Source organism: Corynebacterium sp. 1103A (assembly GCF_055700955.1).
Genome location: NZ_JASTTF010000001.1, coordinates 84,305 through 107,639 on the forward strand (window position 1 = coordinate 84,305; position 23,335 = coordinate 107,639).

Below are 23,335 nucleotides of genomic sequence, written 5' to 3' on the forward strand. Positions count from 1 at the left end.
TCCCGCCCGGCGGGTAAAGCCGCCGCATTTGCCCAGTCAGCCTCGTGTGTCCGGGGTGGCGACTAAGGTGAAAGCCATGAACTTCGACGCGACCCGCATGCTCTCCTTTGACCTGGAAACCACTTCGACCGACCCCCGATCCGCCCGCATTGTTACCTCCGCGCTGGTCACTATCGACGGGCGCCACGTGGACAAGAAGGAGATGCTGGCGGATCCCGGCGTCGAGATCCCCGAGGCCGCCGCCCAGGTCCACGGGATTACCACCGAAAAGGCCCGCGCGGAGGGCCGGCCGCACGATGAGGTCCTAGAAGAAACCGTAAGCGCCATCAAGCAGGCCTGGGACAACGGCCTGACCCTGGTGGTCTACAACGCGGCTTATGACCTCTCGGTCCTGCGCGCGCTGACCGGGGACTTTACTGTGACCGGCCCGGTCTACGATCCCTTCGTCATCGACCGGGTCATGGACAAGTGGCGCAAGGGTAAGCGAACCCTGGGCGCGGTCTGTGAGCACTACGGGGTCAGCCTGGACAACGCGCACGAGGCGACCGCGGACGCCCTCGCCGCCGCGCGCGTGGCTTGGAAGCAGGTGCGCCAGGTCTTCCCGGAGCTGGCCCAGAAGGACGTCAACGAGCTGATGGAATTTCAGGCCGTACGCTGGTACCACGACCGGATGGACTTCAAGAAGTACCTGGAGGGCAAGGGCCGAGACGCCGAGAGCGTCTCTACTGCCTGGCCGATGATCAGCTAGGGCCCGACGCACCGCGCCGAAAGCCTCACGACTCCCCAACTCTCCAGAATCTCCAGAGTCTCCAAGCCCTTCATAAGTCTCCCCAGTCTCCACTTTCTCCATAGTCTCCAGCTGATAGGATCCGGGCCATGTCTGCACCCTCCCTCCCACGGGACAACCCGTTCCGCCCCACCTTCGGCGCCGCTCCCCTGTATTGGGTCGGCCGCGAGGTCATCCTCCGTTCCTTCGAACGCGCGTTGGTCGGCACCGCCGGCACTCCCGGGCGCTCCCTGGTCATCAGCGGATCCCGCGGAATCGGCAAGACGGTCCTGCTCAACGAGCTCGAGGATCGCGCCCGCGCCCAAGGCTGGATCGTGCTGCGTGCCTCGGGCCGCAGCCCCATCGTGGAAGACTTCGTCGAGACCACCATCCCCGCGGCCATCGAGGGCATCAGCCCGCGCCCGACCATGCGGGTCAAGCAGGTGGGCCTCGGCAAGGTGGCCAGCATCGGCTTCGACACCGACGACCAGGCGCCCTACAAACACAACCTCAACACCCGGCTGCGCGAACTGTCCGGCCACCTCACCGGCACAGGCGTCCTCATCAGCATCGACGAGGCCCAGGACGCCTCGCTGGAAGATCTCACCACCATTGCCGTCGCCTACCAGGACTTAATCCGCGACGACCTCAACGTCGCGCTGGTGGTGGCTGGCCTGCCCCAAGGCATCGACAAGCTGCTGAGCCTGCCGGGAGCTACCTTCCTGCGGCGGGCGGAGAAATACCTGCTAGGCCCGTTGAACCAGTCCCTGACGGCGGAGGCCTTCGAGCTGACTGCCCGGGATAGTGGGATCAGCTTCAGCCCGGACGGCATCCAGGCCGCGGTGGGGCTCTCCCACGGCTACCCCTACCTCGTGCAGCTGGTCGGCTCGCTGTCTTGGCAGCAGGCGGCCCTGCGGACGGGCGGTGAGGACAGCGCCGCCGTTACGGAGGCCGATGTCGCTGAGATAGCACCCCAGGCGATCTCCCTCATGGGCACCCAGGTCCACCAGCCGGCGGTCAAGGAGCTCTCCCCGGCGCTGCGGGAATTCTTGGAGGCCATGGCCCAGGCAGCGCCCGCCGACCCAGTGCCGGTGCACGATATCGCCGCGGCGCTGGGCCGGACCTTGCGTTCCCTCTCCGGCACGCGCCAGCGGCTCATCGACGCCGACATCATCGAATCTCCCCGCTACGGCGAGCTCAACTTCACCCTGCCCTACCTGCGCGAGTACCTGCTCGCGCGGGACTCCGGCGGGCGGGTTAGCTAAAGGTCGCCCGCGTCGCGCTCGAGCATTGTTGCGACTCGATGAGCAAGCCGGTAGTCCCTGGCGGGCTCGTTAGGCCGGGCTGGGTAGACGTCCACCGCGTGGGTCAGTAGCGTGCGCGGCAGGCCCAGCCGATCGAGCAGGCGCGCGATAGCGATCGCCACGCCGCGGGCAGCATCCGGCTGGCCGGCCACGGCATCCCCCGCCGTGATGCCCAGGCCCACGCGCGCGCCCGAATCCAGGTGTTGGCCCAGCCCATCCAGGTCTTTGGGGTTGTCCAGCCGCGGCAGGTCGAGCAGCACCGTTTGAGCGGTGCGTGCCAACTCCCACTGCGGCTGGTCCAGGTGCAGGTACCGGGCCTGGAACAGCCCCAGGGTGTCCGCGGCGACTTCGGCGGGCACCGCCGCGATGTCCTCGAAGTCGGTCACCCCCGGCAGCGTGCCAGCCAGGACTTGGCCCAGGTAGGGCTCGTCCAACTGCAGCACGACCTGCGCGCCGAAGCGGCGCGCCACGTCGGCGGCGTGGCGGGAAATGCCCTCCTGCAGGCCGAGGAAGAGGTCGCGGCGCGCGCCGCTGTCGGTGATAACGCGGTGCCCGTTGGCCAGCTCGATGGTGGCGGTAAGGCTCCACGGCCCTACGGCCTGGATCTTGACTTGGGGCACGCCTGCTCCCCAGACGGTCTGGATTTCGTCCAGATCGCGCTCCATCCGGTCCCAGACCCGGCGGGTAAGCAGCTGCGGACGGTCGGTCATCTGCCAGGCGCGCGGCCCGCGGTCGACGGTCACGAACTCCACTAAGCCGGCAGTCCGGCCGATAGCGTCGGAGCCCAGCCCTCGGTCGGGCAGCTGCGCTAGGTGCGGCAGATCGCCGGTCTCCCCCAGCACGATATCGGCGGCCTCCGGCATGGAAGTTCCCGGCATGGGGCCTAGCCCGAATCCTGTCACGCTGTCACCATCTCCTTCGTTGGGTGCCTCGAGTCGAAGGCCCGCCGGCGCTCAAAGGGGTGCCTAGGCCGTCTCGCAGATCGTGCCAGAGCCCAAGACGATATCGCCAAGCTGGTCGTCGGTCGGCAAGTAGAGCACGGCGGCCTGTCCCCGGGCTACGCCGGAGAGCTCCCCGTGCAGCTCCAGGCGCATCTGATCGGCCGCGCGGTCGATGTGCGCGGTGCACGGCACAACCGAGCCGTGGGCACGCACCTGGACCTCGCACTCCAGTGTGCCGTCCATGGCCGGGTGCAGGTACTTCAGCCGGTCCGCGCCGATGAAGGTCACGGCCAGGTCCTCCCGGGCGCCGACGGTGACGGTGCCAGTGGTGGCGTCGATATCCGTGACGTAGCGGGGCCGGCCGTTAGCGGCCGGCTGCTTGATGTCCAGGCCCTTGCGCTGGCCGATGGTGTAGTTCCAGGCACCGGCGTGCTCTTTAAGCTCCTGCCCCTCTTGGTCCACGATCATGCCCGGGCGCAGGCCGATCCGCGCGCCCAGGAAGGCCTGGGTGTTGCCGTCCGGGATGAAGCAGATGTCGTAGGAGTCCGGCTTCTTCGCGGTGGAGAAGCCGTGGGCGGCCGCCTCCTCGCGGATCTGTGGCTTCGGGGTGTCCCCGATGGGGAAATAGCAGTGCTCCAGCTCCTCGGCGGAAATAACTCCCAGCACGTAGGACTGATCCTTGTTCTCGTCCTTGGACCGGCGCATGTAGCCGTGCTGGTCCAGTGTCGCGTAGTGGCCGGTGGCCACCGCGTCGAAGCCTAGCGCCATGCCTTTTTGTAGCAGCGCGCGGAACTTGATCTTCTCGTTGCAGCGCAGGCAGGGGTTCGGGGTCTCGCCGCGGGCGTAGGAGTCCACGAAGTCCCCGATGACCTCCTCCTTGAACTGCTCCGAGAAGTCCCAGACGTAGAACGGGATGCCCAGCTTGTCGCAGATACGGCGGGCGTCGGCGGAGTCCTCCAGCGAGCAGCACCCGCGGGCTTTCTCCCGGGTCTGCTGCGCGTCCTTGTGCAGCGCCAGGTGCACGCCGACGACCTCGTGGCCCGCCTCGACCGCGCGGGCAGCCGCCACGGAGGAATCCACTCCACCACTCATCGCCACCAGTACTCGCACGCCGCGCCACCTTTCTTTCCATTACTGCCGCCTGCCGGATTATCTAAAGCGGCTCAAAAGTCTACTCTCTCGGCTCAACGCAGGGATAACCATCGCCATTCCCGCCCGCATCGGGCCGGGCATTGGTCTGCCTCCCCTCGGTGTCTACAGTAAGGGGTCATGGGTAGGAAACGGAACCAAGCCAGTGAGGCTGGCGCAGGGATTATCGGCCTCTACGACATTGATACGGGCCAGGCGGAGGTGGTCGCGGACGAGTTCCGCCGCGACGGCTATATCCTCAACGTCAATGGGGTGCCCAGCAGCCACATTGTGCTCGGTTCGCCGGGCGAACTGGAATTCGAGTACATGCGGTGGATCGCCGCCGCCGTTGAGGTGCTCAACCCCGTCGACCCGGTGGCGCTGCGCGTTACCCACCTGGGCGGGGCGGGGTGCTCGCTGCCCCGCTACTTCGCCGACCTGTGGCCGCACTCGCGCCACACCGTCGTGGAGCTGGACGCCAAGCTCGCGGAGCTGACCCGCACGCTGTTCGACGTGCCGCGTGCGCCCACGGTCAAGATCAGGGCGGGTGAGGCCCGCGCGGAGACGATGGCCTTCCAGCCGGCCAGCCGGGACATCATCATCCGCGATGTCTTCGCCGGGGCCACCACGCCGCGGCCGCTGACCACGGTTGAGTTCTTCGCCGCGTGCCGAAAGGCCCTGGCGGGCGCGGGGCTATACGTATCCAACTGCGGCGATCACTCGGAGCTGCAGGGCGCCAAGGCGGAGCTGGCCGGCATGGCGGAGGTCTTCGACCATCTGGCCGTCATCGCGGATCCGCCCATGCTCAAGGGCCGCCGCTACGGCAACATCATCCTGATTGGCTCGGAGTCTCCCCTGCCCGCGGCCGGATCGGTCGAGGCCGCCGCCCTGGCCAAGCGGCTGCTGGGCGGGGCGGTGCCCCCCACTACAAGGACGAGGCTTTTACTCGCCAGTTTATCGGCGGGGCTAGCCCACGACGCGACTGACGATGCCCGCCAGCTGTTGCACGTCCAGCTGCCCGCCGTTGGCGCCTGCGGCCGTGGCGGCCTGGGTGGCGTCCGCGACCGTCTGCTCGTCGACCTCGATGCCGGCGGTGTGCCCGGCGTTTTCTAGCAGCAGCGCCAGGTCGCCGACGGAGTAGTCGCCCGCGGCCATGGCCTCGAGCTGCTCGACCGGCAGGGCGCCCTCCGCGTTGAGCTTTTCGACGTAGCCGATAAGGCCCTCGGCGGCGTCGCGGTCGATGCCCGCCTCACCGGCGGCATCGGCCAGCCGCGGGGCGGCGGCCACGCCGGCGGCGATGGCTAGGATGGCGGCCACCAGGGCGGTCGAGTCCTTGCCCAGGTCTGGGGCGCCGGTCACCACGAGGTCCTCGAGGACCCCGCCAAAGTCGACGTAGTTGCCGGCGCTGAAGGAATCCAGCTGGGCGTGGGTACCGTTGAACAGGTTCATGTCCACCTGGGTGGGGATACCGGCGACCTTGCCGGAGCCCGAGCGCTGCCAGAAGGACAGCTTGTCCCAGCCGCCGACGGGCTGCGGGGCGGCGTCCTGGTAGGCGGCCAGCCACAGCGGGTACTCCGAGAACTGGGTGGTATTGCCCATCTCCACTTCCCAGAAGTACTTGTAGGTGTAGATCATCGGGGTCCGCCCGGTGAGCTTCTTGAGCTCATCGGTAAATTCGCGGACCCAGGCCTGCATCTGCTGCGGGTTCTTGCCGTCGGTGACCTCGATGTCGAGCACCGGCGGCAGGGACTGATCCGCCACCAGGGCCAGCTGGGAGGCGAAGTGCGCGGCCTGCTTCTTCGGGTCCGTGTTCGGGCGCCCGTAGTGGTAGGCGCCGACCTTCAGCCCGCTGGCGGCGGCCGCGTTGGCGTCGACGGCGAAGTGCGGGTTGCTAAAGCCCTCGCCTTCGGAGGCCTTGACGAAGGCGAAGGACTGCCCGTCGGACTTCACCTGGCCCCAGTCGATGGGCACCCCGCCGGGGTGCTGGTGAGCGGCGACATCCACGCCCGCGGGCGCAGACGTGCTCAGCGGAGCGGCGTGCGCGGGGGCGGCGGTGGCGACGAGGACGCTGGCGACGACGGCGGTCAGGGCGGGCTTGAGCGACTTAGTGACGGTCATGCCGGCGAGTGTACCGACTAAACCACAACAGTCACATAAATAACACGCGTTTCAGATCATTTTTCTTTCTCCGGCCGCCGCGCCTGGGTCCCTGTCCGCACCGCGGACAGGGCCTGCCCGACGTTGAGCTCGGGCAGGTAGGCGTTCGTCGCCGCCAGGCCGATGGCCGGCAGCTTCAACTCGTCGTCGTAGCAGAGGAACCAGGGGTGCTCTTCCGGCAGGAACTTACGCTTGCTGGCCGCCAAGGAGCGGAAGCCGTAGAGCGGCTCCAGCTCCTGGCCCACCCGGGACAGCGCCTGGTCCAGCCATCTGGGGTCCTCGGCCGCGCCGGCCAGCGGCGCGCCGGATAGCGAAATCCACTCGCAGCCGCGATCCGCGGCGATAATGAGCGACTCCGAGATCACAAGCTTCATGACGCCCTGGAAGCCGTGCGCGGCCCGGCGCATCACGTCCAGGGTGTAGCCGACCACCTCGCCGTCGCGGCGCACCGGCAGCCAGCTGGTAACCCCGTGTAGTACGCCTTCCGCGTCGATGGCGTAGAGAATCTGGGTGCCAGGTACCTGCATCTCCTTAAGGCCGCCCAGGGTATACCCCATCTCCGGCAGCGGCTTGTCCGAGACCCACTCCTCGCTCAGCGCCGTGATCTTCGCCGCCACCGCGAGGTCGAGCTCGTCCCAGGTGGTCCAGACGGTTTCCACCCCTTGCTTGGCCGCCTTGTTGCGCGCGGTGCGGATGTTTTGGAACTTCTTGCCCTTGAACTCGGTGTTGGCGCAGCTGAGCACGGCCTCCTCCGCGGCCTTGACGCGCTTGATCCTCGGGTGAGCGTTGGCGAAATCCACGTCGACGGAGTACCAGGCAACGCTGAGTCCCTGGTGGTGGGCGAATTCCTCGAAGCGCACGGCTGTGCTCCCCCGCCGGGCCCACCGGCGCCCGGACGGTCAGGGCAATCCCGCTGCCCGCGCGGTAGGCCACGTAAGACCCGCCGAAAAAGAAATAGCGGTTGCCTTCCCAGAGCGTCATAAACGACAGGTGGTCACCGCTGGTAGAGCCGAGGATCTCCCGGGCGCAGGCGCGGTCGGCGGCGTTTTCCGGATCCGCTGGGCGCGCGAAGCAGGTATACAGCTGCCAAGCCAGAGCCACCCAGGCGAGGATACCGACCCATTCGTAGACCAGCCAGCCAAACCACGTTGCCGGGCCCCTGTAGTGGGGCCCGATGAGGGAAACGACCGTCGGCAGGAAGCGCAGCGGCAGCTCCGCCAGCACGTCGCCTGCCGTGTTGATGGTGATAAACCCCTCCGGGTAGAGCAGCGCCACGGCCACCCAGGTCCCCCGCCCCAGCGAGCGCGACGCCGGCCACCAGCACCCCGGCCCGCCGCAGCAGCGCCGGGTTGGTCGCAACGTGGAAGAGCGAGCGGGTGGCAACCAGCACGGCCGTGGCTATAATCCACGGCAGCAGCACCAGCGCGAGGTTGATGACCAGCAGGTCGACCTCGCCCGGCGCCCACAGCTGGGCCACCAGCACGCCCATCACTCAGAATTGGAAGGCCAGCGACAGCCACCAGGCCAGGCGGCGGCCGCGGATGAGGCCGAAAGCCAGCACGAGCTGGACGATAAAGGGCATCAGGTTGGCCACCACGGGGCCTATCCCGTGGGCCCGAGCGATGTCGAGGGCGTTCAAGCACTCGTCGCTCAACGGGCTGGCCGTGCACAGCTCGGCCACCTCGATCCGGGATAGGTCCGCCGACCACAGCAGCTGGGTGACCACGCTAAAAGGCCCTTCGGCCAGCGGGTCCAGCGCCACGAAGAACGGGCCGACGGCCACCGAGAGCACCACGACCGCCACCAGCACGCGCCGCTCGGCCACCAACGCCTCCACCCGGTGCGGCCGGTAGAGCGCCTGGCCGGCCGCCAGGCCCAGGGCCATGGCCACGACTGCTTGCACGTCCGCCAAGGTCCCCGAATACAACACGAAGGTTAGCGTCAGGGCAATGATGCTCAGGCGCAACCGGCGGCGCCACAGGCGCGGCATCTGGGCGGAGGAAAACGCCCCCGCCCCCGCGATAAAGCCCACCGGGGTCAGGAAGCTGGCGTGCAGCAAGTCGTCGCCCCACGGGGCAGCCCGGCCAGCTCCACCCCGCGGGCGGCGTAGACGGCCAGCAGCGTGGAGACTACTTGCGCGACCACCCCGATGGCGGCGTAGCGCAGCGAACCCAGCTGCCATTCCGCCGGCACGCCCCAGGCCAGTGCCAGAATGGTCAGCACCACTGCCCCGCCGACGTGGCCGACAGTTAAGCCGATGGTTTGGAGCCCCGCGACGGGCCACACCTGCAAACCCACATCACCGCCAGCGCCACCAGCGTCACCGAGAAGCGCGGCAGTGTCTTTAACACCCAGACCAGTGCGCTTTTAAGCACGTACATCCTGGTCCTCAATTCCGTCGAAGGGGTCTTTGTCGAGTTTCATCCCGCCGCGCTGGGCGGCCCAGGCCAGCACTTCCCGCAAGGCCGGGCGCCACACCTGGAAGCTGTGCCCGCCGGGCCGGGTGCCGTTAAAGGTGCGCATCCCCGCCGCGCGGGCCTGCTGGGATAGGGAGCTCAGCGCCGCGACCGAGGCATGATCGTCATCGTCGGCGATGAAGAACTTGTCCACGGTGGCCTGGTGGCTGCCGATGGTCGGCTCGGCCTCGCCGGAGATATCCACGATGGAGCCGTACGCGGTGGGCTGGTTGGTGGCGATCTGCAGCGCGCAGGTGCCGCCGTAGCTTAAGCCCGCGACGGTCCAGTGAGACTGGTGCTGGTGCACGCGGAAGGCCTGCTTGATCCCGGCCGGCACGTCCTGGGACAGGTAGGTCATGACGTGGGCCAGGCTAGAATCCGCGCAGATAGGGTTGGCGGTCTCCGAGCCAGTGGAATCAACGGCCACGATGATCGGGCTGCTCCCGTCGTTGGCGGCCTGGAACTGGTCGGCGGTCTGGGCTGCCTCGCCAGAGCCGAACCACTGGTCGGGCCCACCGGGGTTGCCGTGGAGGAGCACCACGACGGGGAGGTTCTCGCCGCGCCAGTAGGCCGGCGGGACGTAGGCGATGGCCTGGCGTGCCGCGAACTGCGAGCGCGTGCCCGGCAGGTCCAGGTGCACGATCACGGCGTCTTTGAATCCCTGGGCGGACTGGAACTCGGCCAGGCTCATCTCCTTGGCCACCGGCGTCGGGTCGAACGACCCGACGCCGGGTAGGTCTGGTATTCGATGTTGACCTACCAAACGGTGGCCAGCAGGGAGAAAACGCCGGCGAGCACCGTGGGCACCTTCGGCTTGCGAATCAGGGCGGCCAGCGGGACGGCAGCGGCCGCCACGAGGAAGAAAGGCACGTCCCAGCGCTGGAGGAAGAATCCGGCGGCTAGACAGATGACCGCGGCAACGGCCACCGGCCACCAGCGGTGCTGCCACACCACGACGCCGGCCGCGATGACCAAAATGCCGATGAAGATGGCGGCATCGACTGGCTCGGCCAAGGGCAGGTCAGAAAGAAAGTTCACCCTCTCAACATAGGACTGCCCCACCCCAGAATCACTGGGGCTTAGCTGGGAATATGGTGTCTATACGCTCCGGGCCCGACGAATGACCTCCGGCAGGTGCGCCAAGACGTAGTCCACGTCCTCGTCGCTGGTGTTGCGGCCCAGAGTGAAGCGAAGGGAGCCAATCCCCTCGCTTTCGGTCACGCCCATGGCCTCGAGGACATGGGACATGCGGTTGACGCCGGCCGAGCAGGCCGAGCCTGTCGAGGCCTCGATGCCCAGCTGGTCGAGCAGCATGATGAGGCTGTCGCCATCGGTGCCCGGGAAGGACAAATGCAGGTGCGACGGCAAGGCGGGCTCGCTGGAGTTGACCACGACGTCGTCGATCTCGCGCAGAATGCCCTCGCGCAGCCGGTCCCGCAGGGCGCCCACGCGCGCGGACTCGGCGGGGATTTCGGCCACGGATTCGTCCAGGGCCGCGGCCAAGCCGGCCGCGCTGGCCACGTCGACGGTGCCGGGGCGAATACCGCGCTCTTGGCCGCCGCCGTAGGCGATGGGCTGGGGCGCCGGGCTACGGCGGGCCAGCAGCAGGCCGATGCCGCGCGGGCCGCCGAACTTGTGCGCGCTGGCCGCCAGGGTCGTCGCTCCCAGTTCCACGAAGTTGATGGGCAGCTTGCCGACCACCTGCACCGCGTCGATGTGGACCGGGATTTCCTGGGCGCTGGCGCGCGCCACGATATCTTCCACCGGCTGGAGGGCGCCGATCTCGTTGTTGGCCCACATGCAGGTCGCCAGGTCCGCCGGGGTGTCCAGGGCACTCAAGTCGCTGACCCGCGAGTGCCGGTCGACCGGCAGCAGCTCCACTGTCGCTCCTTGGCGCTCCAGGGTGGCCACGGTGTCGCGCACCGCCGGGTGCTCGATCGGGGTGGAGATAATGCGCCGGGTGCGGCGCTCCTCCGGCCCGCGTTCGGCGGCCCGGTAGAGGCCCTGGATGGCGATGTTGTCCGCCTCGGTACCGGAGGCGGTAAAGATTACCTCGATGGGCTCGCAGCCCAGCAGCTCGGCGACCTTCTCGCGGGCGTCGTCGAGCACCGAACGAGACTTGCGCCCGGAGGCGTATTGGGCGCCGGAGTTGACGCTGCCGGCGGCGGCAACCCAGGCGTCGATGGCTGCCTGGCGCATGGGCTGGGTGGCGGCGTAATCGAAATAGTGGGACATCTTAGGCGCGATTCTTCAGCTGCTCGGTCAGCGCCGGGGCGATCTCGTGCAGGTCCCCAACCACGCCCAGATCAGCGATCTGGAAGAAGGGCTCGTCCTGGTCCTGGTTGACCACGACGATGTTCTTGGCCGTCTGCATGCCCGAGGTGTGCTGGATGGCGCCGGAGATACCCAGGCCGATGTAAAGGTCCGGGGTCACCGTCACGCCGGTCTGCCCGATCTGGTAGGCCGCGTCGTAGAAGCCCTCGTCGACGGCGTCGCGGGTAGCGCCCACGGCCGCGCCCAGGGCGTCGGCGAGCGGCTCGACGACGCCGGCAAACTCATCGCCCACGCCGCGGCCACCGGCGACCACGGTGGCCGCCGACGGCAGGTCCGGGCGGGCGGACTTCTCGGCTGGGGTAAAGGATTCGACCTTGATATCACGGTCGGTCGCGGCCGGCAGTTGCATGGCGGCCACCTCGCCGACGCTGGCCTCGGCCTCGGCGGCCACGCTGCCCGGCAGCAGGGTGTAGATCGGGCAGAGGCCGGCCGCGGTGGCATAAGCGTCGTAGGAGCCGCCGAAGATGGCGTGCTGGGCCGCGCCGTCCGGGCGGATGCCGGAGACGTTCGACAAGACGCCGGAGGCCAAGCGGGCGGCCACGCGGCCGGCGATCTCGTTGCCGGTGGCGGACGCGGCAATCAGGATGGGGGCCGGGTTGGCCGCGCCCAGCCCGTGCAGAGCGTCGACCTCGGGGGTCAGCAGGCGGGAATCATAGTCCGCAGCCTGGGCGTCCACGACCTGGGCCGCACCCCAGCGGGCCAACTCCGGGGCCAGCTTGTCGCCGGTGCCGGCGGGACCGACCACGACGGCGGAGACGGTGCCCAACTGGCGGGCAGCGGTAATCAACTCACCCGTGACCGGGCTCAGCTGGTCACCGGTGTGCTCGACCAAAACATAAACGTGAGACATGAAAAGAAAACTCCTTATAAGCGTTCGCGGCGAGCGGGTGTTAGAGCAGGTTCTTGGACTCGAGGAACTCGACAATCTTGGCGGCCTTGTCCTCGGCAGAGCCAGTCTCCACCAGCTCGCCGGCGGTGCGCGGCGGGCGCTGGGCGACCTCGGTGACCTGGGTGGTCGCCGAGTTCAGCCCCACCTGCGCCGGGTCGACGCCGATAGCGGCCAGATCCAGCGTGGTGATCGGGTGCTTCTTGGCCGCCATGAGGCCCTTGAAATTCGGGAAGCGCGGCTTGTCGGCCTTGTCTCCCACGGCGATAAGGGCCGGCAGCGGGGCGGACAGATCCCAGGTGCCGCGGTGGTCCTCGCGGGTACCGCGCACGGTGCCCTCAGCCAGGCTCACCGCGTGCAGCTGCGTGAGCGCCGGGATCTGGCGGTACTCGGCCAGCAGGCCGGCCAGCAGGCCCGTCTGCGAATCGGAGGCGTCCGTACCCATGGTGATAAGGACAACGCCGTCCAGGGTGTTGATGGCGTTGCTCAGCGCCCAGGCGGTGCCGATGGCATCCGAGCCCGCCAGCGCCTCGTCGCTGAGCAGGACCGCGTCGTCGGCGCCCATGGCCAAAGCCTTGCGCAGGGCCTCCTCGGCGCCGGCCGGGCCCATCGTCAGGGCCACCACGCGGTAACCGGCTTCTGGGTTCGCGTCGCGCAGCCGCAGCGCCTGTTCCACCGAATACTCATTGACCTCATCAATAATGTTGTCCACAGCGTCGCGGTTTAGCGTGTTGTCCTCTTCCAACGTCTTAGTGGACCACGTATCGGGTACGTACTTGACCAGAGCCACGATAGTGGGCATGGGTATTCGACCTTTCCGTCAATTTGGTTGAAGCGTTCTAGAAACTTATTCTCCGCGCCATAGTAGTAGCGAAGGCGGGACTAATTCCATTGGCGTGGCTCACAAACCAGCGCCACGGCACCGCGGCCCAGCCGCGTGACGACCACCGCCAGAGGGCGCGATCCCCGCAGCTTCAGCTTCTTGCGCAGCTGGTCCGGGTCAATGTTGACACCGCGGACGAGGATCTCCAGGCTGCCGGCGTCCAGGGACTTCAGGCACGAGCTCAAGCGCTTCAGGCTCACCTGCTCGATGAATGGAAATCCCGACCGGCCCGGTGGGATTGCCTCCCCCGTCAGGTAGGCGATTTTCTCGTCCAGCTGCCACAGGCCGTGGCGCACCGCGTAGTGCTTGACGAGGCCCGCGCGCACCACCGCGCCGTCCGGGTCCACGATGTAGCGGCCCACCTCCCCGGCCGCCGGCAGCTCGCCCGCGGCAAAATCGGTGCTGCTGATGGTCTCGTCTCCGTCGCGGGAGTCGGCGCCGCCGCGAAGCAGCCACGCCGCGCGCACCGGCTGGCCGTCCGGGGCCGAGCGCTGCTGCAGATCCGGGGTGTAGAGGCAGGCCTCCTTGACCGCGCCGTCGACGCTGGCCACCACCACCGGGCCCGCCCACTCGCTGTAGTCCAGGCCGGGCGCGCACTTCACGGCCATGGGGCGGCCCGGGTAGGCGGCCAGCAGGTCCGGCAGGGTCGGCAGCAGCTGTTCCACCTTGGTGATGCGCTGCCCGCCTGCCCGCCGGGCCGGGTCCGCTACGACCACCCCGCGCGCGCTGACCGGCGCCAAGGCGTCGGCGACTACGAAGGGCACGCCGGGCACGTTGTGCTGGGCCATCGCCACGCGCGGCCTATCCAGGTCGCTGCCCAGGTAGCCGATGCCGGCTGCCTGCAGGGCCGGGGCCTCGGTGCCCACCGAGCAGGTGACGTCGTGGACGAAGTCCACGCCCATACCGGCCAGGTGCCGGGCCCGAGCCCGAGCCACCGGCGCGGGCGTGGCCTGCTGGACGGCGTCGACGTCGCTTAACCAGGTGTCCGCGAACTTCGCGGTGCGCAGCGCGCGCCGGCGGGCGTCGGCCAGCTCTCCCACCGCACGCCCGTGCTCGCCGAAGCGCTCGCGCAGGAACTCGGCCTCGGCCAGCGCCTTGGCGCGGGCTCCCTCCAGCTGCTGACTGGCCTGCCGGATGTCGGCGGCGTTGTCTTGGAAGAACCGGATGTCGGCTAGTTCGAATGCCACGGTGCAGCGGTGCCTTTCTCGACGGGTCGGGAGGAAAGAGGGGTAAAGGTAAAAATTAATTTGGGCGGCAGGCAGCTTGCTCGGCCTAAATGCGGTCGACGGGCCGGGTGGTGAAAAACTCGCGGTAGCGCGGGTCATCCACCGGCTCGCCCACCACCGGCCGCATGTCGGAATAATCGACGTCGTCTAGGACCTCCTGCACGGTGCTTAGCCGGCACAGGCGCTGCAAGTTCGCCCAGGTCGGCGCGACCAAGCGCACCAGTCCGGCGCGCCAGCCGTCGATGAGCAGCTGCGGAGAGAACCAGCCGGCATCGGCGGCCTCGCCCGTGTTGCCGTCGGGCTCCTGGCCGGGCGGCAGGGTGGCGACGAAGAAGAAGGTGTCGAACCAGTGGCCGGCCGGGGAACGGCCGACCCAGCGGCCCCAGGGAAGCAGGCGGTCAGAGTCCATGCGCAGCGACTCCTGGCTCAAGAAGTCGGAAAAAGACAGCTCGTGGCCTTCCAGCTGGAGGCGTTCGGCGTGAAAGCGTGCGGCGTTGGACTCGACGCGGCCTTTCTCGTCGACGACCAGGAGCGTGCCGGCTTCCTCGAACAGTTCCCGGGCCGCCGCGAAGACCAGGGCGTGGGCCTTGTATTTGGTCACCCCCAGCCGGCGGGCCTTGGAAACCAGGGAGGCGCCGGCCCAGAGCTTGCCAGAGTCCCAGCTGCGCGGCGGGAAGTCGCGGGGGTCTACCCCGCCGCCCGGGAAGACGGCGTGGCCCGGGTAGTTGCGCATGGTGGCCACGCGCTCTTGGACCCAGACCTTGAGCCCGTCGGGTTCGTCGCGAATGAGCAGCACTGACGCCGACAGCCGGCCGCCGTTGAAGCCGGTTGTGTCGGTCGTGTCAATGACATCTAAGGGGTTTATCTTGCTCATCTTCTCCACCGGGACTTGGGCGCGGCGAATTCTTCGTCCACCAGTTAGGGAGGTCGTGGCCTCCTAGCGTACCCGGCGCGCGAAGTAGCGCTCGCCGATCCGGTCGACCTGAATGGGCTGGCCGAAGGCGCGGGTGAGGCTGTCGGAGGTGAGCACGCTGTTGATAAGCCCCTTGGCGACGACTTCGCCCTCGTCCAGGATCATCGCGTGGGTGAAGCCGTAAGGGATCTCCTCGACGTGGTGGGTGATCATGACGATGGCCGGGGCGTCGGCGTCCAAGGCCAAGTCCCCCAGGTAGCCCACCAGGTCCTCGCGGCCGCCCAGGTCCATGCCGGCGGTGGGCTCGTCCAGGATGAGTAGTTCCGGGTTGGGCATGAGCGCGCGAGCCAGGATGACGCGCTTCTTCTCGCCTTCGGACAGGGTGCCCCAGGTGCGTTCGGCCAGGTGGGTGCAGCCGGTCTGTTCCATGATCCGGTTCGCGCGGCTAAAATCCATGTCCCCGTAGTCCTCGCGCCAGCGCCCCAGGACCGCGTATCCCGCGGAAACCACCAGGTCGTCGACGCGCTCGTTGTCCGGGATGCGGTGTTGCACGGCGGCCGAGGAGATGCCGATCATGGCGCGCAAATCGCGCATGTCGGTCTTGCCGAGCTGCTCGCCCATCACGAAGGCCGTGCCCGTGGACGGGAATTCTTCGGCCGCGGCCATGCGCACCAGCGAGGTCTTGCCCGCGCCGTTAGGCCCGATGATGACCCAGCGCTCGTCGAGCTCGACCTGCCAGTCGACCGGGCCCACGAGGGTCTTGCCGCCGCGGCGTAGCTCGACCCCGCGGAAGTCGATCAGCCAATCCTGATCGGTTTCTGCGGCGGCCGTCTCTGCCGCCCCCGTCGCGGCAGAGGCGGCGGTGCCGCGGGCGGACTGGGCGGCTGCGCGGGCGGCGGCGATTTGTTCTTGGCTAAACATCGAGGAACTCACGTGTCCCATTGTGGCTGATTTTCCAGTTGCCAGGCGACACTGAAACACCTCGACTACGCTAATTTCCATGACGACCCGCCTTGGTATTGACGACGTCCGGCCCGTAATCGATCACGGAAACCTACCCGCCAAAGGAGCAGTCGGTGAGGTCATTCCCGTCACCGCCTTAGTCTGGCGCGAAGGCCACGACGCGGTGGCCGCCAACCTCGTGGTGTACTCGCCTGACGATGCCACCCTGTCCAACCCCGCGTTCAACACCCGCCTGAGCGACGATCCGGAAGAACAGGACCGCGTCCACGGCGTCTTCGTGCCCGACAAGCCGGGCACCTGGCGCTTCCAGGTCCAGGCCTGGTCGGATCCGGTAGCCACCTGGACCAATGCCGTCACCAAGAAGCTGGCCGCGGGCCAGTCCGCCGCGGAGCTGGACAACGACCTGCGCCACGGCGCCGACCTCTTTGACCGCGCCGCCATGACCCGCAAGAATTCCGCCTCCCTCTACAAGGAGGCCGCCGAGTCCCTGCGGGATGCCACCCGGGACGTTAACGCACGGGTATCGCCGGCCCTGTCCGCGGCCGTTGCCCAGGCACTGGCCGAGCAACCCCTGCGCGACTTGGTCGTCGAAGACACCGTGCGGGAGGTCTACGTGGAGCGCCAGGCCGCGCTCTACAACTCCTGGTACGAGCTCTTCCCGCGCTCGACCGGCGGCCGCGACGCTCACGGCGAGCCCGTCCACGGCACCTTCGTCACGACCGCTCAGGCCCTGGACCGCGTGGCGGCGATGGGTTTTGACACCGTCTACTTCCCTCCCATCCACCCCATCGGCCAGGTCCACCGCAAGGGCAAGAACAACACCCTGAACGCCGGGCCCGACGACGTGGGGTCGCCGTGGGCTATCGCCGACCACCGGGCCACCCACCCGCAGCTGGGCACCCTGGACGAATTCCGTGTCCTGGTACAGCGCGCCGAGCAGCTCGGCCTCGAGGTGGCCCTGGATCTGGCCCTGCAGTGTTCCCCCGACCACGTCTGGGCTAAAAAGCGCCCGGAATACTTCACGGTGTTGGCAGACGGCACCATCGCGTACGCGGAAAACCCGCCCAAGAAGTACCAGGACATCTACCCGCTCAACTTCGATAATTCCCCCGCGGCACTCTACGAAGAGATCCTGGACGTGGTCTTGTTCTGGGTCGCGGCGGGCGTGAAAACCTTCCGCGTGGACAACCCGCACACCAAGCCAGCCAATTTCTGGGCCTGGATCATTGCCGAGGTCCACCGCGACCACCCGGAGGTCATCTTCTTAGCGGAGGCGTTTACCCGCCCGGCGCGCCTGTTCGGCCTGGCCAAGCTCGGCTTTAGCCAGTCCTATACCTATTTCACGTGGAAGACCACCAAGGAAGAGCTCACCGAGTTCGCCCAGCTACACGTGGATCAGGCCGATATCTGCCGCCCCAACTTCTTTGTCAACACCCCGGACATCCTGCACGCCTCCCTGCAGACCGGCGGGCGGGCCATGTTCGCCATCCGCGCCAGTCTGGCGGCCACCCTGTCGCCGCTGTGGGGTGTCTACTCCGGCTACGAGCTCTACGAGCACCTTCCTCTCGCCCCGGGCAGCGAGGAATACCTCGACTCGGAGAAATACGAGCTGCGCCCCCGCGACTTCCAGGCCGCCGTCAACTCCGGAGATTCTCTGGAGGGTTATCTACGCCTGCTCAACCAGATTCGGCGGGAAAACCCGGCGCTACAGCAGCTGCGCACGCTGCACTTCCACGCCGCCGACAACCCGAACATCCTTGCCTACTCCAAGGCGGACGCGGTCACGGGCAACGTGGTGCTAGTGGTCATCAACCTGGATCCGCGCAACCCGCAGGAGGCCACCGTAGATCTGGACTTGGGCCGCCTGGGGCGCAACCCCGGCGATGTATTCACCGTCCAGGACATGGTTACCGGGGCCGCCTACAACTGGTCCGAGCGCAACTTCGTGCGGCTTGAGCCCATGCGGGACGTCGCCCACATCTTCCTTCTCCCGCCCGCCGAGCCGGACCTGTGCGAGCAGCTGGCCTGGCGAGAAGTCACCGACTACCGCGCCTAGGCCCCGCGGTCTGCGCCCGGCCGCCCGGGTCCGCATTCACCCTCCGAAACCGAAGGAACTGACGTACAGTCTTAGCCATGGATACCAGCCCAGATTTCGAGCCCACCATCGCCGCCGAAGACCTCAGCCGGCTGGACCACTGCCAGCACCACGACCCTCACGCTTTCTACGGCTGGCACAACGGGACGGTGCGCACCCGCCAGCCCGGGGCCGAGTCCGTCGAGCTGCTCACCGCCGCCGGGACTACCCCCATGCGCGCGGCCGGCCACGACATCTTCGAGGCCGACCTGCCCGAGCAGCAGGACTACCGCCTGCGGGTTGGCTACCCCGGGGGCGCAAACCGCACCGTGGCGGACGGCTATGCCTTCCTGCCCACGCTGGGCACGCTGGACCTGCACCTGGTGGCCGAAGGCCGCCACGAACGCCTCTGGGAGATCTTGGGCGCCAACCTGAAAGAGTACGACACACAGCTGGGCACCGTGACCGGCACGGCCTTTGCCGTGTGGGCGCCCAACGCGCTGGGCGTGGCCGTGGTGGGCGATTTCTGCGGCTGGAACCCCACCCAGTACCCCATGCGCAGCCTGGGCGCGACTGGCATCTGGGAGGTCTTCATCCCGGGCGTGGGCGAAGGCGAGCGCTATAAGTTCGCCATCCAGTCCCGGGAGCACGGGCGCATCGACAAGGCCGATCCGCTGGCCAAGGCCACGCTCGCCCCGCCGGAGACCGCCAGCGTCGTGGCCAGAACCACCTTCAACTGGACCGACGCCGAATGGCTGGCCGCCCGCGATAGCAACCTCGACAAGCCGATGAATATCTACGAGGTCCACGTCGGCTCCTGGAAGATTGGTTCTAATTACGCGACCCTGCAGGCCGAGCTCATCGACTACCTGCTGGAGCACAACTTCACCCACGTCGAGTTCCTGCCTGTGGCCGAGCACCCCTTCGGCGGCTCCTGGGGATACCAGGTCTCCGGCTACTATGCCCCGTCGGCGCGCTGGGGCAGCCCGGACGAGCTGCGTGCGCTGATCAATGCCTGCCACCGCGCCGGCATCGGCGTCATCATCGACTGGGTGCCCGCCCACTTCCCCAAGGACGGATTCTCCCTCGGGCGCTTCGACGGGCGCCCCTGCTACGAGCACCCCGACCCGCGCCGCGGCGAACAGGCGGACTGGGGCACCTTCGTCTTCGACTTCGGTCGCAACGAGGTCCGCAACTTCCTGGTGGCCAACGCCCTCTACTGGGCCGAGGAATTCCACGTCGACGGCCTGCGCGTCGACGCGGTGGCCTCCATGCTCTACCTGGACTATTCCCGCGACGATTGGCTGCCGAACGTGCACGGCGGCCGGGAGAACCTGGAGGCCGTGCGCCTCCTGCAGGAAACCAACGCGACCGTCCACCGGGTCAGCCCCGGCATCCTCACCATCGCCGAGGAATCCACCTCCTGGCCGGGGGTGACCTCCCCCACCGAACACGGCGGGCTAGGCTTCGACCTGAAGTGGAACATGGGCTGGATGAACGACACCCTGGAGTACTTCAGCCGCGATCCCATCTACCGCAGCCACCACCATCACGAGATCACCTTCTCGATGGTCTACGCCTATTCCGAGCGCTACGTACTGCCTTTTAGCCACGACGAGGTCGTCCACGGCAAGGGCACGCTGTGGACACGGATGCCCGGCGACGACTGGAACAAGGCCGCCGGGGTGCGCGCGCTCTTTGGCTACATGTACTCGCACCCGGGCAAGAAACTTTTGTTCATGGGCGACGAGTTCGGCCAAGTCACCGAGTGGTCGGAGGGCTCCTCCGTGGACTGGGCCAACCTGCAGGGCTGGGGGCACGAGTACCACCAGGGCATAAAGCGCCTGGCCCGCGACATCGGCGCAATCTACCGCGACACCCCGGCGCTGTGGGACCAGGACTTCGATCCGGCCGGCTTCCAGTGGGTGGTAGGCGACGACGCCGCCCGCAACGTGCTCGGCTACCTGCGCTACGCGCGCAACGGCCAAACACTGCTAGCAGTGGTGAACCTCGCGGGCAACTCCCACCCGGGCTACGAGGTCTGGGTGCCGCACGCGGGCGCCTGGGAGATGGTGCTCAACACCGACGACGGCGTCTACTCCGGCGCCGCCAACGACCTGCCGCGCCACGTGGAGACGGTGTGCCGCGACGGCAACAACTTCCTGCGGGTCCTGCTGCCGGCCAATTCGGTGCAGTGGTACCTCTACCGCGGCACCGAGTCTTAAACCCGGCCCCTCCCCCGGGGCCCGGGTGCAGGGCGCCCTAGTACAGGGCGCTGGCCAGCTGGGTGCGGGCGGACAGCACGCGCGGATCGGCGGCGTCGAAGAGCCCGAAGAGCTCAAGGAGGCGCTCCTTGAGGCGGTCCTTGTCCGCGCCGGCGGTACGCCGCATGCCCGCGATAAGCCGCTCGAAGGCGGCCTCCGGGCGGCCGGCGACAACCTCGGCGTCGGCGGCGTCGAGCTGGGCGTCGATATCATTCGGGTGCGCGTCGGCCTGACCGATGTGGTCCACGCCCTGGCCGGCCGCGGACAGGCGCTTGAGCAGCAGCGTGGTATCCCGGGCCTGTTTGATTTCTTGGTTGCCCGGCTCCTCGGCCAGGATAGCCTCGTAGGTGGCAATCGCGCCGTCGAAGTCACCGTTGCCAAGCTGCTCTTCCGCCTCGCTCAAACGGGAATCCTCCGCCGGGGCAGCCTCCTCCTCGCCCGCCGGCGCCTGGCCGGCCTGGGCGGCCTGCAGCTCGGGGCCCGGGCCTTGTAGCTGCGGCGAGACCTGCTGGACCAAAGTGTCCATCCACTGCTCGAGGGCTTCCATAGGCTGGGAACCCTCGAAGTTGGTCAGCGGCTGGCCCGCGCCCAGCGCGATGGTGGTCGGCAGGTTGCGCACGCCGAAGACCTGCGCGATCTGCGGGTGCTGGTCGGCGTCAATATAGCCCACCAGGAATCTAAACCCTCCGCGCTCGGCCAGCTGGCGCAGGTTGGACTTGAGCTCCTCCGACTGCGTGGAGCGCGCGGTGCCGATGAGCGCGACGACAGGCACCTCCAGGGAGCGGCGCACCAGGTCGGACTCAAAATTGGCCTCGGTGACCTCAAAGAAGGCGCGGAGGCCGGCACCTGCGCCGGACTGCTCCGCGCCCTGGGCGGGCGACTGGGTGCCGTGCTTTTCGGCCTGGGCACGCGCCTCGGCACGCGCCTTGACCTCGCCCAGATCCAAGGCGCCGGCCACCTGCGGTCCGCGGGGATTCGTCATACTAGTCCTTTCTTAGCTGATTTCGACTTAAGTTGCGCCGGCTGCTAGTTCTGGTTCAGGCGGCGGTTGACGGACTCGACCTTCTGAGTCAGCTGCCCGGTGTGCCCTTCGCGGATGTCCGCCTTGATGACCAGCGAGGTGCGCGGGGAGACCGCGCGGACGGCATCGGTAGCACGCTTGATGACGTCGAAGACCTCATCCCACTCGCCCTCGATGAGCGTGAACATCGCGTTGGTCTCGTTCGGCAGGCCAGACTCGCGCACCACGCGCACGGCCTCCGTGACGGCGTCGGCCATTTCGGCGTCCGGGGTATCAACAACTGCGGGAGCTACAGAGAAGGCAACAATCATGCTCACCATCCTACTCGCCGGGCGCCGACCAGTGGGCCGTTAGCGGCGGTCCCAACACCCACGGTGCCAGTGCCGCCTATCGTGAGACTGACCACCAGCATCCTTCGGCCACGCCACCACGTGGGCGACCCCGGGGAAGATGGTGTGGTTGCAGCCCGGGCACACGTAATTCTTGACCGCCCGCGCCGCGCCAATCTGGCGCACGACGTAGGGCTGGCCGAAGCTCCAGCGCGGGCCCTCCTGGACCTGGGCGCCGTAGAAACCGGCGCCGTCAGCGGGTAGCTTGCGCGGGCTCGGGCGTTGCCGGCGGTTGCGTCGCGGCACGTCTACCTCCTTCGAGACTCATCACTGTGGGGGCTTGGACAAGGCGGGCTAAAACAGGCGCAGCTCGTTCGACTCGATGCCGCGCAGGTCCTGGTAGTCCAGGATGACGCAGCGGATGCCGCGGTCCTCGGCCAGGGTGCGGGCCTGGGGCTTGATCTCCTGGGCGGCGAAAACGCCGTGCACCGGGGCCAGCAGGTCGTCGCGGTTGAGCAGGTCCAGGTACCGGGACAGCTGCTCCACGCCGTCAATGCCGCCGCGGCGCTTGACCTCGACCGCCACATGCTCCCGGTTGCTATCGAGCGCCATGATATCGACCGGGCCGATGGCGGTCGGGTACTCGCGGCGCACGAGGCTGTAGCCCTCCCCGAGCGTCGTGATGTGCTCGGCGATCAGCTCCTGCAGGTGGGCCTCCACGCCGTCTTTGACCAGGCCCGGATCCTCGCCCAGGTCGACCTCGATGTCCTGGTGCACCTTCGCGATGGTGATGCGCAGCTGCTCCCCCTTCGGGTTTTCCACCAGCCACAGGGTGTCCCCGGTCGGCTCCCCATCAATGTCCTCGATGACGGACTCGGTGACCGTGCACGGCGGAGTCATCCAGTTCAGGGGCTTGTAGGCGCGGTCGTCGGCGTGGATCGAGACCGAGCCGTCGGCCTTGAGCAACAGCAGGCGGTCTGCCAGCGGCAGGTGGGCATCGACGCGGCCGACGTAGTCGACGCTGCAGGAGGCGATTACTAAACGCATGGCTACCACCCTATCGCCTTAGCGCCACCCCACCGCACACCAGGCAGGGCGGAAAGCCCCCAGACGCACGAAAACCGCCCTAACAGCGGGCGGGAACGGCACAGTGGGCGGCGTTTTTCGGGCTATTCGTAGTAGGACTGCCAGCTAGCGATGTCGTGGGGCAGGTTGGTGCGCATGGGGCGTTCCATCTTCTTGCGCATCTGGTGGAAGTCGCGGTGCTCCTGGCGCTGCGAGGGTGCGGCCTCCACCCAGGCGGAAAAGGCCATGTGCGCGTGCGGGGCCAGGGCCAATTCGTACTGTTGGTTGCGCACGATTATATGGACGGCCTTCATGCCAGACGAAATAAAAACCGCCTCTTCATCGTCCAGGGCGCGGGTGCCCAAGATTTCGATGTCGCGGCGGTTAAAACGGCGGTCACAGCTGGGAGATACAGAGCGCAGCTCGTAGTACTCAACAAATTCCCCGGCGTAAGAGATGACGCCATGGCGCCAACCCCGGGTGTCCTTGGCGGGCACCGAGCGCATCAACATCGGCGTGCCCTTGGAACGCAGGGTGAAAAAGCGCACCGCCGCCAGGAGGACCACGCAGACCACTAGGGCGAGAACGACCCAGAGGACGATAGAAACCACGGTCGAGCTCATAA

At 67.7% G+C, this 23,335-nt stretch carries 23 protein-coding genes and 1 pseudogene; 5 read left to right on the forward strand and 19 right to left on the reverse strand.

The features are described from left to right. Nucleotides 1–76: 76 nt before the first annotated feature. Nucleotides 77–748 carry an exonuclease domain-containing protein gene (locus tag QQS52_RS00390; protein ID WP_472772059.1) on the forward strand — a complete coding sequence of 224 codons (672 nt, stop codon included), beginning with the start codon at nt 77–79 and terminating at the stop codon, nt 746–748. 128 nt (nt 749–876) lie between these two features. Then, complete coding sequence (locus QQS52_RS00395; protein ID WP_472772060.1) at nt 877–2,031, forward strand: AAA family ATPase; 1,155 nt, start codon at nt 877–879, stop codon at nt 2,029–2,031. Here QQS52_RS00395 and QQS52_RS00400 read toward each other — a convergent pair. Next, on the reverse strand, nt 2,028–2,948 hold the full coding sequence (locus tag QQS52_RS00400; RefSeq protein ID WP_472772061.1) for a uroporphyrinogen decarboxylase/cobalamine-independent methonine synthase family protein: 921 nt from the start codon (nt 2,946–2,948) through the stop codon (nt 2,028–2,030). The genes QQS52_RS00395 and QQS52_RS00400 overlap by 4 nt on opposite strands. Nucleotides 2,949–3,035: 87 nt before the next feature. Further along, nucleotides 3,036–4,121, reverse strand: coding sequence for a tRNA 2-thiouridine(34) synthase MnmA (gene mnmA, locus QQS52_RS00405; RefSeq protein WP_472772062.1), 1,086 nt, complete (start codon nt 4,119–4,121; stop codon nt 3,036–3,038). A 159-nt stretch (nt 4,122–4,280) separates the two neighbouring features. Here mnmA and QQS52_RS00410 point away from each other — a divergent pair. Further along, nucleotides 4,281–5,125: pseudogene (locus QQS52_RS00410) on the forward strand (spermidine synthase). Here the strand turns inward: QQS52_RS00410 and QQS52_RS00415 are convergent. The 12 genes from QQS52_RS00415 to QQS52_RS00470 form a co-directional block, all read right to left on the reverse strand. Continuing rightward, a complete protein-coding gene (locus tag QQS52_RS00415) occupies nt 5,106–6,257 on the reverse strand; it encodes a glycoside hydrolase family 25 protein (RefSeq protein WP_472772063.1) in 1,152 nt (383 codons plus the stop codon). The pseudogene QQS52_RS00410 and the gene QQS52_RS00415 overlap by 20 nt on opposite strands. A gap of 56 nt (nt 6,258–6,313) precedes the next feature. Beyond that, nucleotides 6,314–7,156 (reverse strand): bifunctional lysylphosphatidylglycerol flippase/synthetase MprF, encoded by an 843-nt coding sequence (locus QQS52_RS00420; protein WP_472772064.1) that lies wholly within the window; start codon nt 7,154–7,156, stop codon nt 6,314–6,316. 632 nt (nt 7,157–7,788) lie between these two features. Next, nucleotides 7,789–8,355, reverse strand: coding sequence for a hypothetical protein (locus QQS52_RS00425; protein ID WP_472772065.1), 567 nt, complete (start codon nt 8,353–8,355; stop codon nt 7,789–7,791). Next, the gene (locus tag QQS52_RS00430; protein WP_472772066.1) at nt 8,334–8,582 is read right to left on the reverse strand and encodes a hypothetical protein; all 249 of its coding nucleotides are present in this window, start codon (nt 8,580–8,582) and stop codon (nt 8,334–8,336) included. Before QQS52_RS00430 ends, QQS52_RS00425 begins: the two co-directional genes overlap by 22 nt. A gap of 81 nt (nt 8,583–8,663) precedes the next feature. Then, nucleotides 8,664–9,515 (reverse strand): alpha/beta hydrolase, encoded by an 852-nt coding sequence (locus tag QQS52_RS00435; RefSeq protein ID WP_472772067.1) that lies wholly within the window; start codon nt 9,513–9,515, stop codon nt 8,664–8,666. Beyond that, the gene (locus QQS52_RS00440) at nt 9,509–9,790 is read right to left on the reverse strand and encodes a hypothetical protein (protein WP_472772068.1); all 282 of its coding nucleotides are present in this window, start codon (nt 9,788–9,790) and stop codon (nt 9,509–9,511) included. The genes QQS52_RS00435 and QQS52_RS00440 overlap by 7 nt, the downstream gene beginning before the upstream one ends. A gap of 60 nt (nt 9,791–9,850) precedes the next feature. After that, on the reverse strand, nt 9,851–10,987 hold the full coding sequence (locus QQS52_RS00445; RefSeq protein ID WP_472772069.1) for a cysteine desulfurase family protein: 1,137 nt from the start codon (nt 10,985–10,987) through the stop codon (nt 9,851–9,853). Between the two features lies 1 nt (nt 10,988). Then, nucleotides 10,989–11,936, reverse strand: a complete 948-nt coding sequence (locus QQS52_RS00450; RefSeq protein ID WP_472772070.1) for an electron transfer flavoprotein subunit alpha/FixB family protein — start codon at nt 11,934–11,936, stop codon at nt 10,989–10,991. 40 nt (nt 11,937–11,976) lie between these two features. Next, complete coding sequence (locus QQS52_RS00455; protein ID WP_472772071.1) at nt 11,977–12,774, reverse strand: electron transfer flavoprotein subunit beta/FixA family protein; 798 nt, start codon at nt 12,772–12,774, stop codon at nt 11,977–11,979. Between the two features lie 80 nt (nt 12,775–12,854). Next, nucleotides 12,855–14,042 carry a THUMP-like domain-containing protein gene (locus tag QQS52_RS00460; RefSeq protein WP_472772072.1) on the reverse strand — a complete coding sequence of 396 codons (1,188 nt, stop codon included), beginning with the start codon at nt 14,040–14,042 and terminating at the stop codon, nt 12,855–12,857. An 85-nt stretch (nt 14,043–14,127) separates the two neighbouring features. Next, nucleotides 14,128–14,955, reverse strand: a complete 828-nt coding sequence (locus QQS52_RS00465) for an NUDIX hydrolase (RefSeq protein ID WP_472772073.1) — start codon at nt 14,953–14,955, stop codon at nt 14,128–14,130. 63 nt (nt 14,956–15,018) lie between these two features. After that, the gene (locus QQS52_RS00470; protein WP_472772074.1) at nt 15,019–15,936 is read right to left on the reverse strand and encodes an ABC transporter ATP-binding protein; all 918 of its coding nucleotides are present in this window, start codon (nt 15,934–15,936) and stop codon (nt 15,019–15,021) included. A gap of 58 nt (nt 15,937–15,994) precedes the next feature. Here QQS52_RS00470 and QQS52_RS00475 point away from each other — a divergent pair, with 58 nt between their 5' ends. Together QQS52_RS00475 and glgB are read left to right on the forward strand one after the other, a co-directional pair. Beyond that, the gene (locus QQS52_RS00475; protein ID WP_472772075.1) at nt 15,995–18,013 is read left to right on the forward strand and encodes a maltotransferase domain-containing protein; all 2,019 of its coding nucleotides are present in this window, start codon (nt 15,995–15,997) and stop codon (nt 18,011–18,013) included. Nucleotides 18,014–18,090: 77 nt separating this feature from the next. After that, nucleotides 18,091–20,256, forward strand: coding sequence for a 1,4-alpha-glucan branching protein GlgB (gene glgB, locus QQS52_RS00480; RefSeq protein ID WP_472772076.1), 2,166 nt, complete (start codon nt 18,091–18,093; stop codon nt 20,254–20,256). 37 nt (nt 20,257–20,293) lie between these two features. Here the strand turns inward: glgB and QQS52_RS00485 are convergent, their stop codons facing one another. The 5 genes from QQS52_RS00485 to QQS52_RS00505 all read right to left on the reverse strand — a co-directional run bounded on the left by QQS52_RS00485 (nt 20,294) and on the right by QQS52_RS00505 (nt 23,333). Beyond that, the gene (locus QQS52_RS00485; RefSeq protein WP_472772077.1) at nt 20,294–21,277 is read right to left on the reverse strand and encodes a co-chaperone YbbN; all 984 of its coding nucleotides are present in this window, start codon (nt 21,275–21,277) and stop codon (nt 20,294–20,296) included. A gap of 44 nt (nt 21,278–21,321) precedes the next feature. Beyond that, nucleotides 21,322–21,627, reverse strand: a complete 306-nt coding sequence (locus tag QQS52_RS00490; protein WP_070768999.1) for a thiamine-binding protein — start codon at nt 21,625–21,627, stop codon at nt 21,322–21,324. 39 nt (nt 21,628–21,666) lie between these two features. Further along, entirely contained in the window at nt 21,667–21,951 is a 285-nt protein-coding gene (locus QQS52_RS00495) for a hypothetical protein (RefSeq protein WP_472772078.1), read from the reverse strand. Nucleotides 21,952–21,999: 48 nt separating this feature from the next. Further along, on the reverse strand, nt 22,000–22,692 hold the full coding sequence (nucS, locus tag QQS52_RS00500) for an endonuclease NucS (protein WP_472772079.1): 693 nt from the start codon (nt 22,690–22,692) through the stop codon (nt 22,000–22,002). 122 nt (nt 22,693–22,814) lie between these two features. Further along, nucleotides 22,815–23,333: a DUF2550 domain-containing protein gene (locus QQS52_RS00505; RefSeq protein ID WP_472772080.1), complete on the reverse strand. Its 519-nt coding sequence runs from the start codon at nt 23,331–23,333 to the stop codon at nt 22,815–22,817. Nucleotides 23,334–23,335: the final 2 nt, after the last annotated feature.

What these genes read in the sequence shown, in the direction of transcription:
- QQS52_RS00390 (WP_472772059.1), top strand. Translation starts at nt 77, where the DNA reads ATGAACTTCGACGCGACCCGCATGCTCTCCTTTGACCTGGAAACCACT.
- QQS52_RS00395 (WP_472772060.1), top strand. Translation starts at nt 877, where the DNA reads ATGTCTGCACCCTCCCTCCCACGGGACAACCCGTTCCGCCCCACCTTC.
- QQS52_RS00400 (WP_472772061.1), bottom strand. Translation starts at nt 2,948, where the DNA reads ATGCCGGGAACTTCCATGCCGGAGGCCGCCGATATCGTGCTGGGGGAG.
- QQS52_RS00415 (WP_472772063.1), bottom strand. Translation starts at nt 6,257, where the DNA reads ATGACCGTCACTAAGTCGCTCAAGCCCGCCCTGACCGCCGTCGTCGCC.
- QQS52_RS00445 (WP_472772069.1), bottom strand. Translation starts at nt 10,987, where the DNA reads ATGTCCCACTATTTCGATTACGCCGCCACCCAGCCCATGCGCCAGGCA.
- QQS52_RS00450 (WP_472772070.1), bottom strand. Translation starts at nt 11,936, where the DNA reads ATGTCTCACGTTTATGTTTTGGTCGAGCACACCGGTGACCAGCTGAGC.
- QQS52_RS00455 (WP_472772071.1), bottom strand. Translation starts at nt 12,774, where the DNA reads ATGCCCACTATCGTGGCTCTGGTCAAGTACGTACCCGATACGTGGTCC.
- QQS52_RS00465 (WP_472772073.1), bottom strand. Translation starts at nt 14,955, where the DNA reads ATGAGCAAGATAAACCCCTTAGATGTCATTGACACGACCGACACAACC.
- QQS52_RS00470 (WP_472772074.1), bottom strand. Translation starts at nt 15,936, where the DNA reads ATGGGACACGTGAGTTCCTCGATGTTTAGCCAAGAACAAATCGCCGCC.
- QQS52_RS00475 (WP_472772075.1), top strand. Translation starts at nt 15,995, where the DNA reads ATGACGACCCGCCTTGGTATTGACGACGTCCGGCCCGTAATCGATCAC.
- glgB (WP_472772076.1), top strand. Translation starts at nt 18,091, where the DNA reads ATGGATACCAGCCCAGATTTCGAGCCCACCATCGCCGCCGAAGACCTC.
- QQS52_RS00485 (WP_472772077.1), bottom strand. Translation starts at nt 21,277, where the DNA reads ATGACGAATCCCCGCGGACCGCAGGTGGCCGGCGCCTTGGATCTGGGC.
- QQS52_RS00490 (WP_070768999.1), bottom strand. Translation starts at nt 21,627, where the DNA reads ATGATTGTTGCCTTCTCTGTAGCTCCCGCAGTTGTTGATACCCCGGAC.
- nucS (WP_472772079.1), bottom strand. Translation starts at nt 22,692, where the DNA reads ATGCGTTTAGTAATCGCCTCCTGCAGCGTCGACTACGTCGGCCGCGTC.
- QQS52_RS00505 (WP_472772080.1), bottom strand. Translation starts at nt 23,333, where the DNA reads ATGAGCTCGACCGTGGTTTCTATCGTCCTCTGGGTCGTTCTCGCCCTA.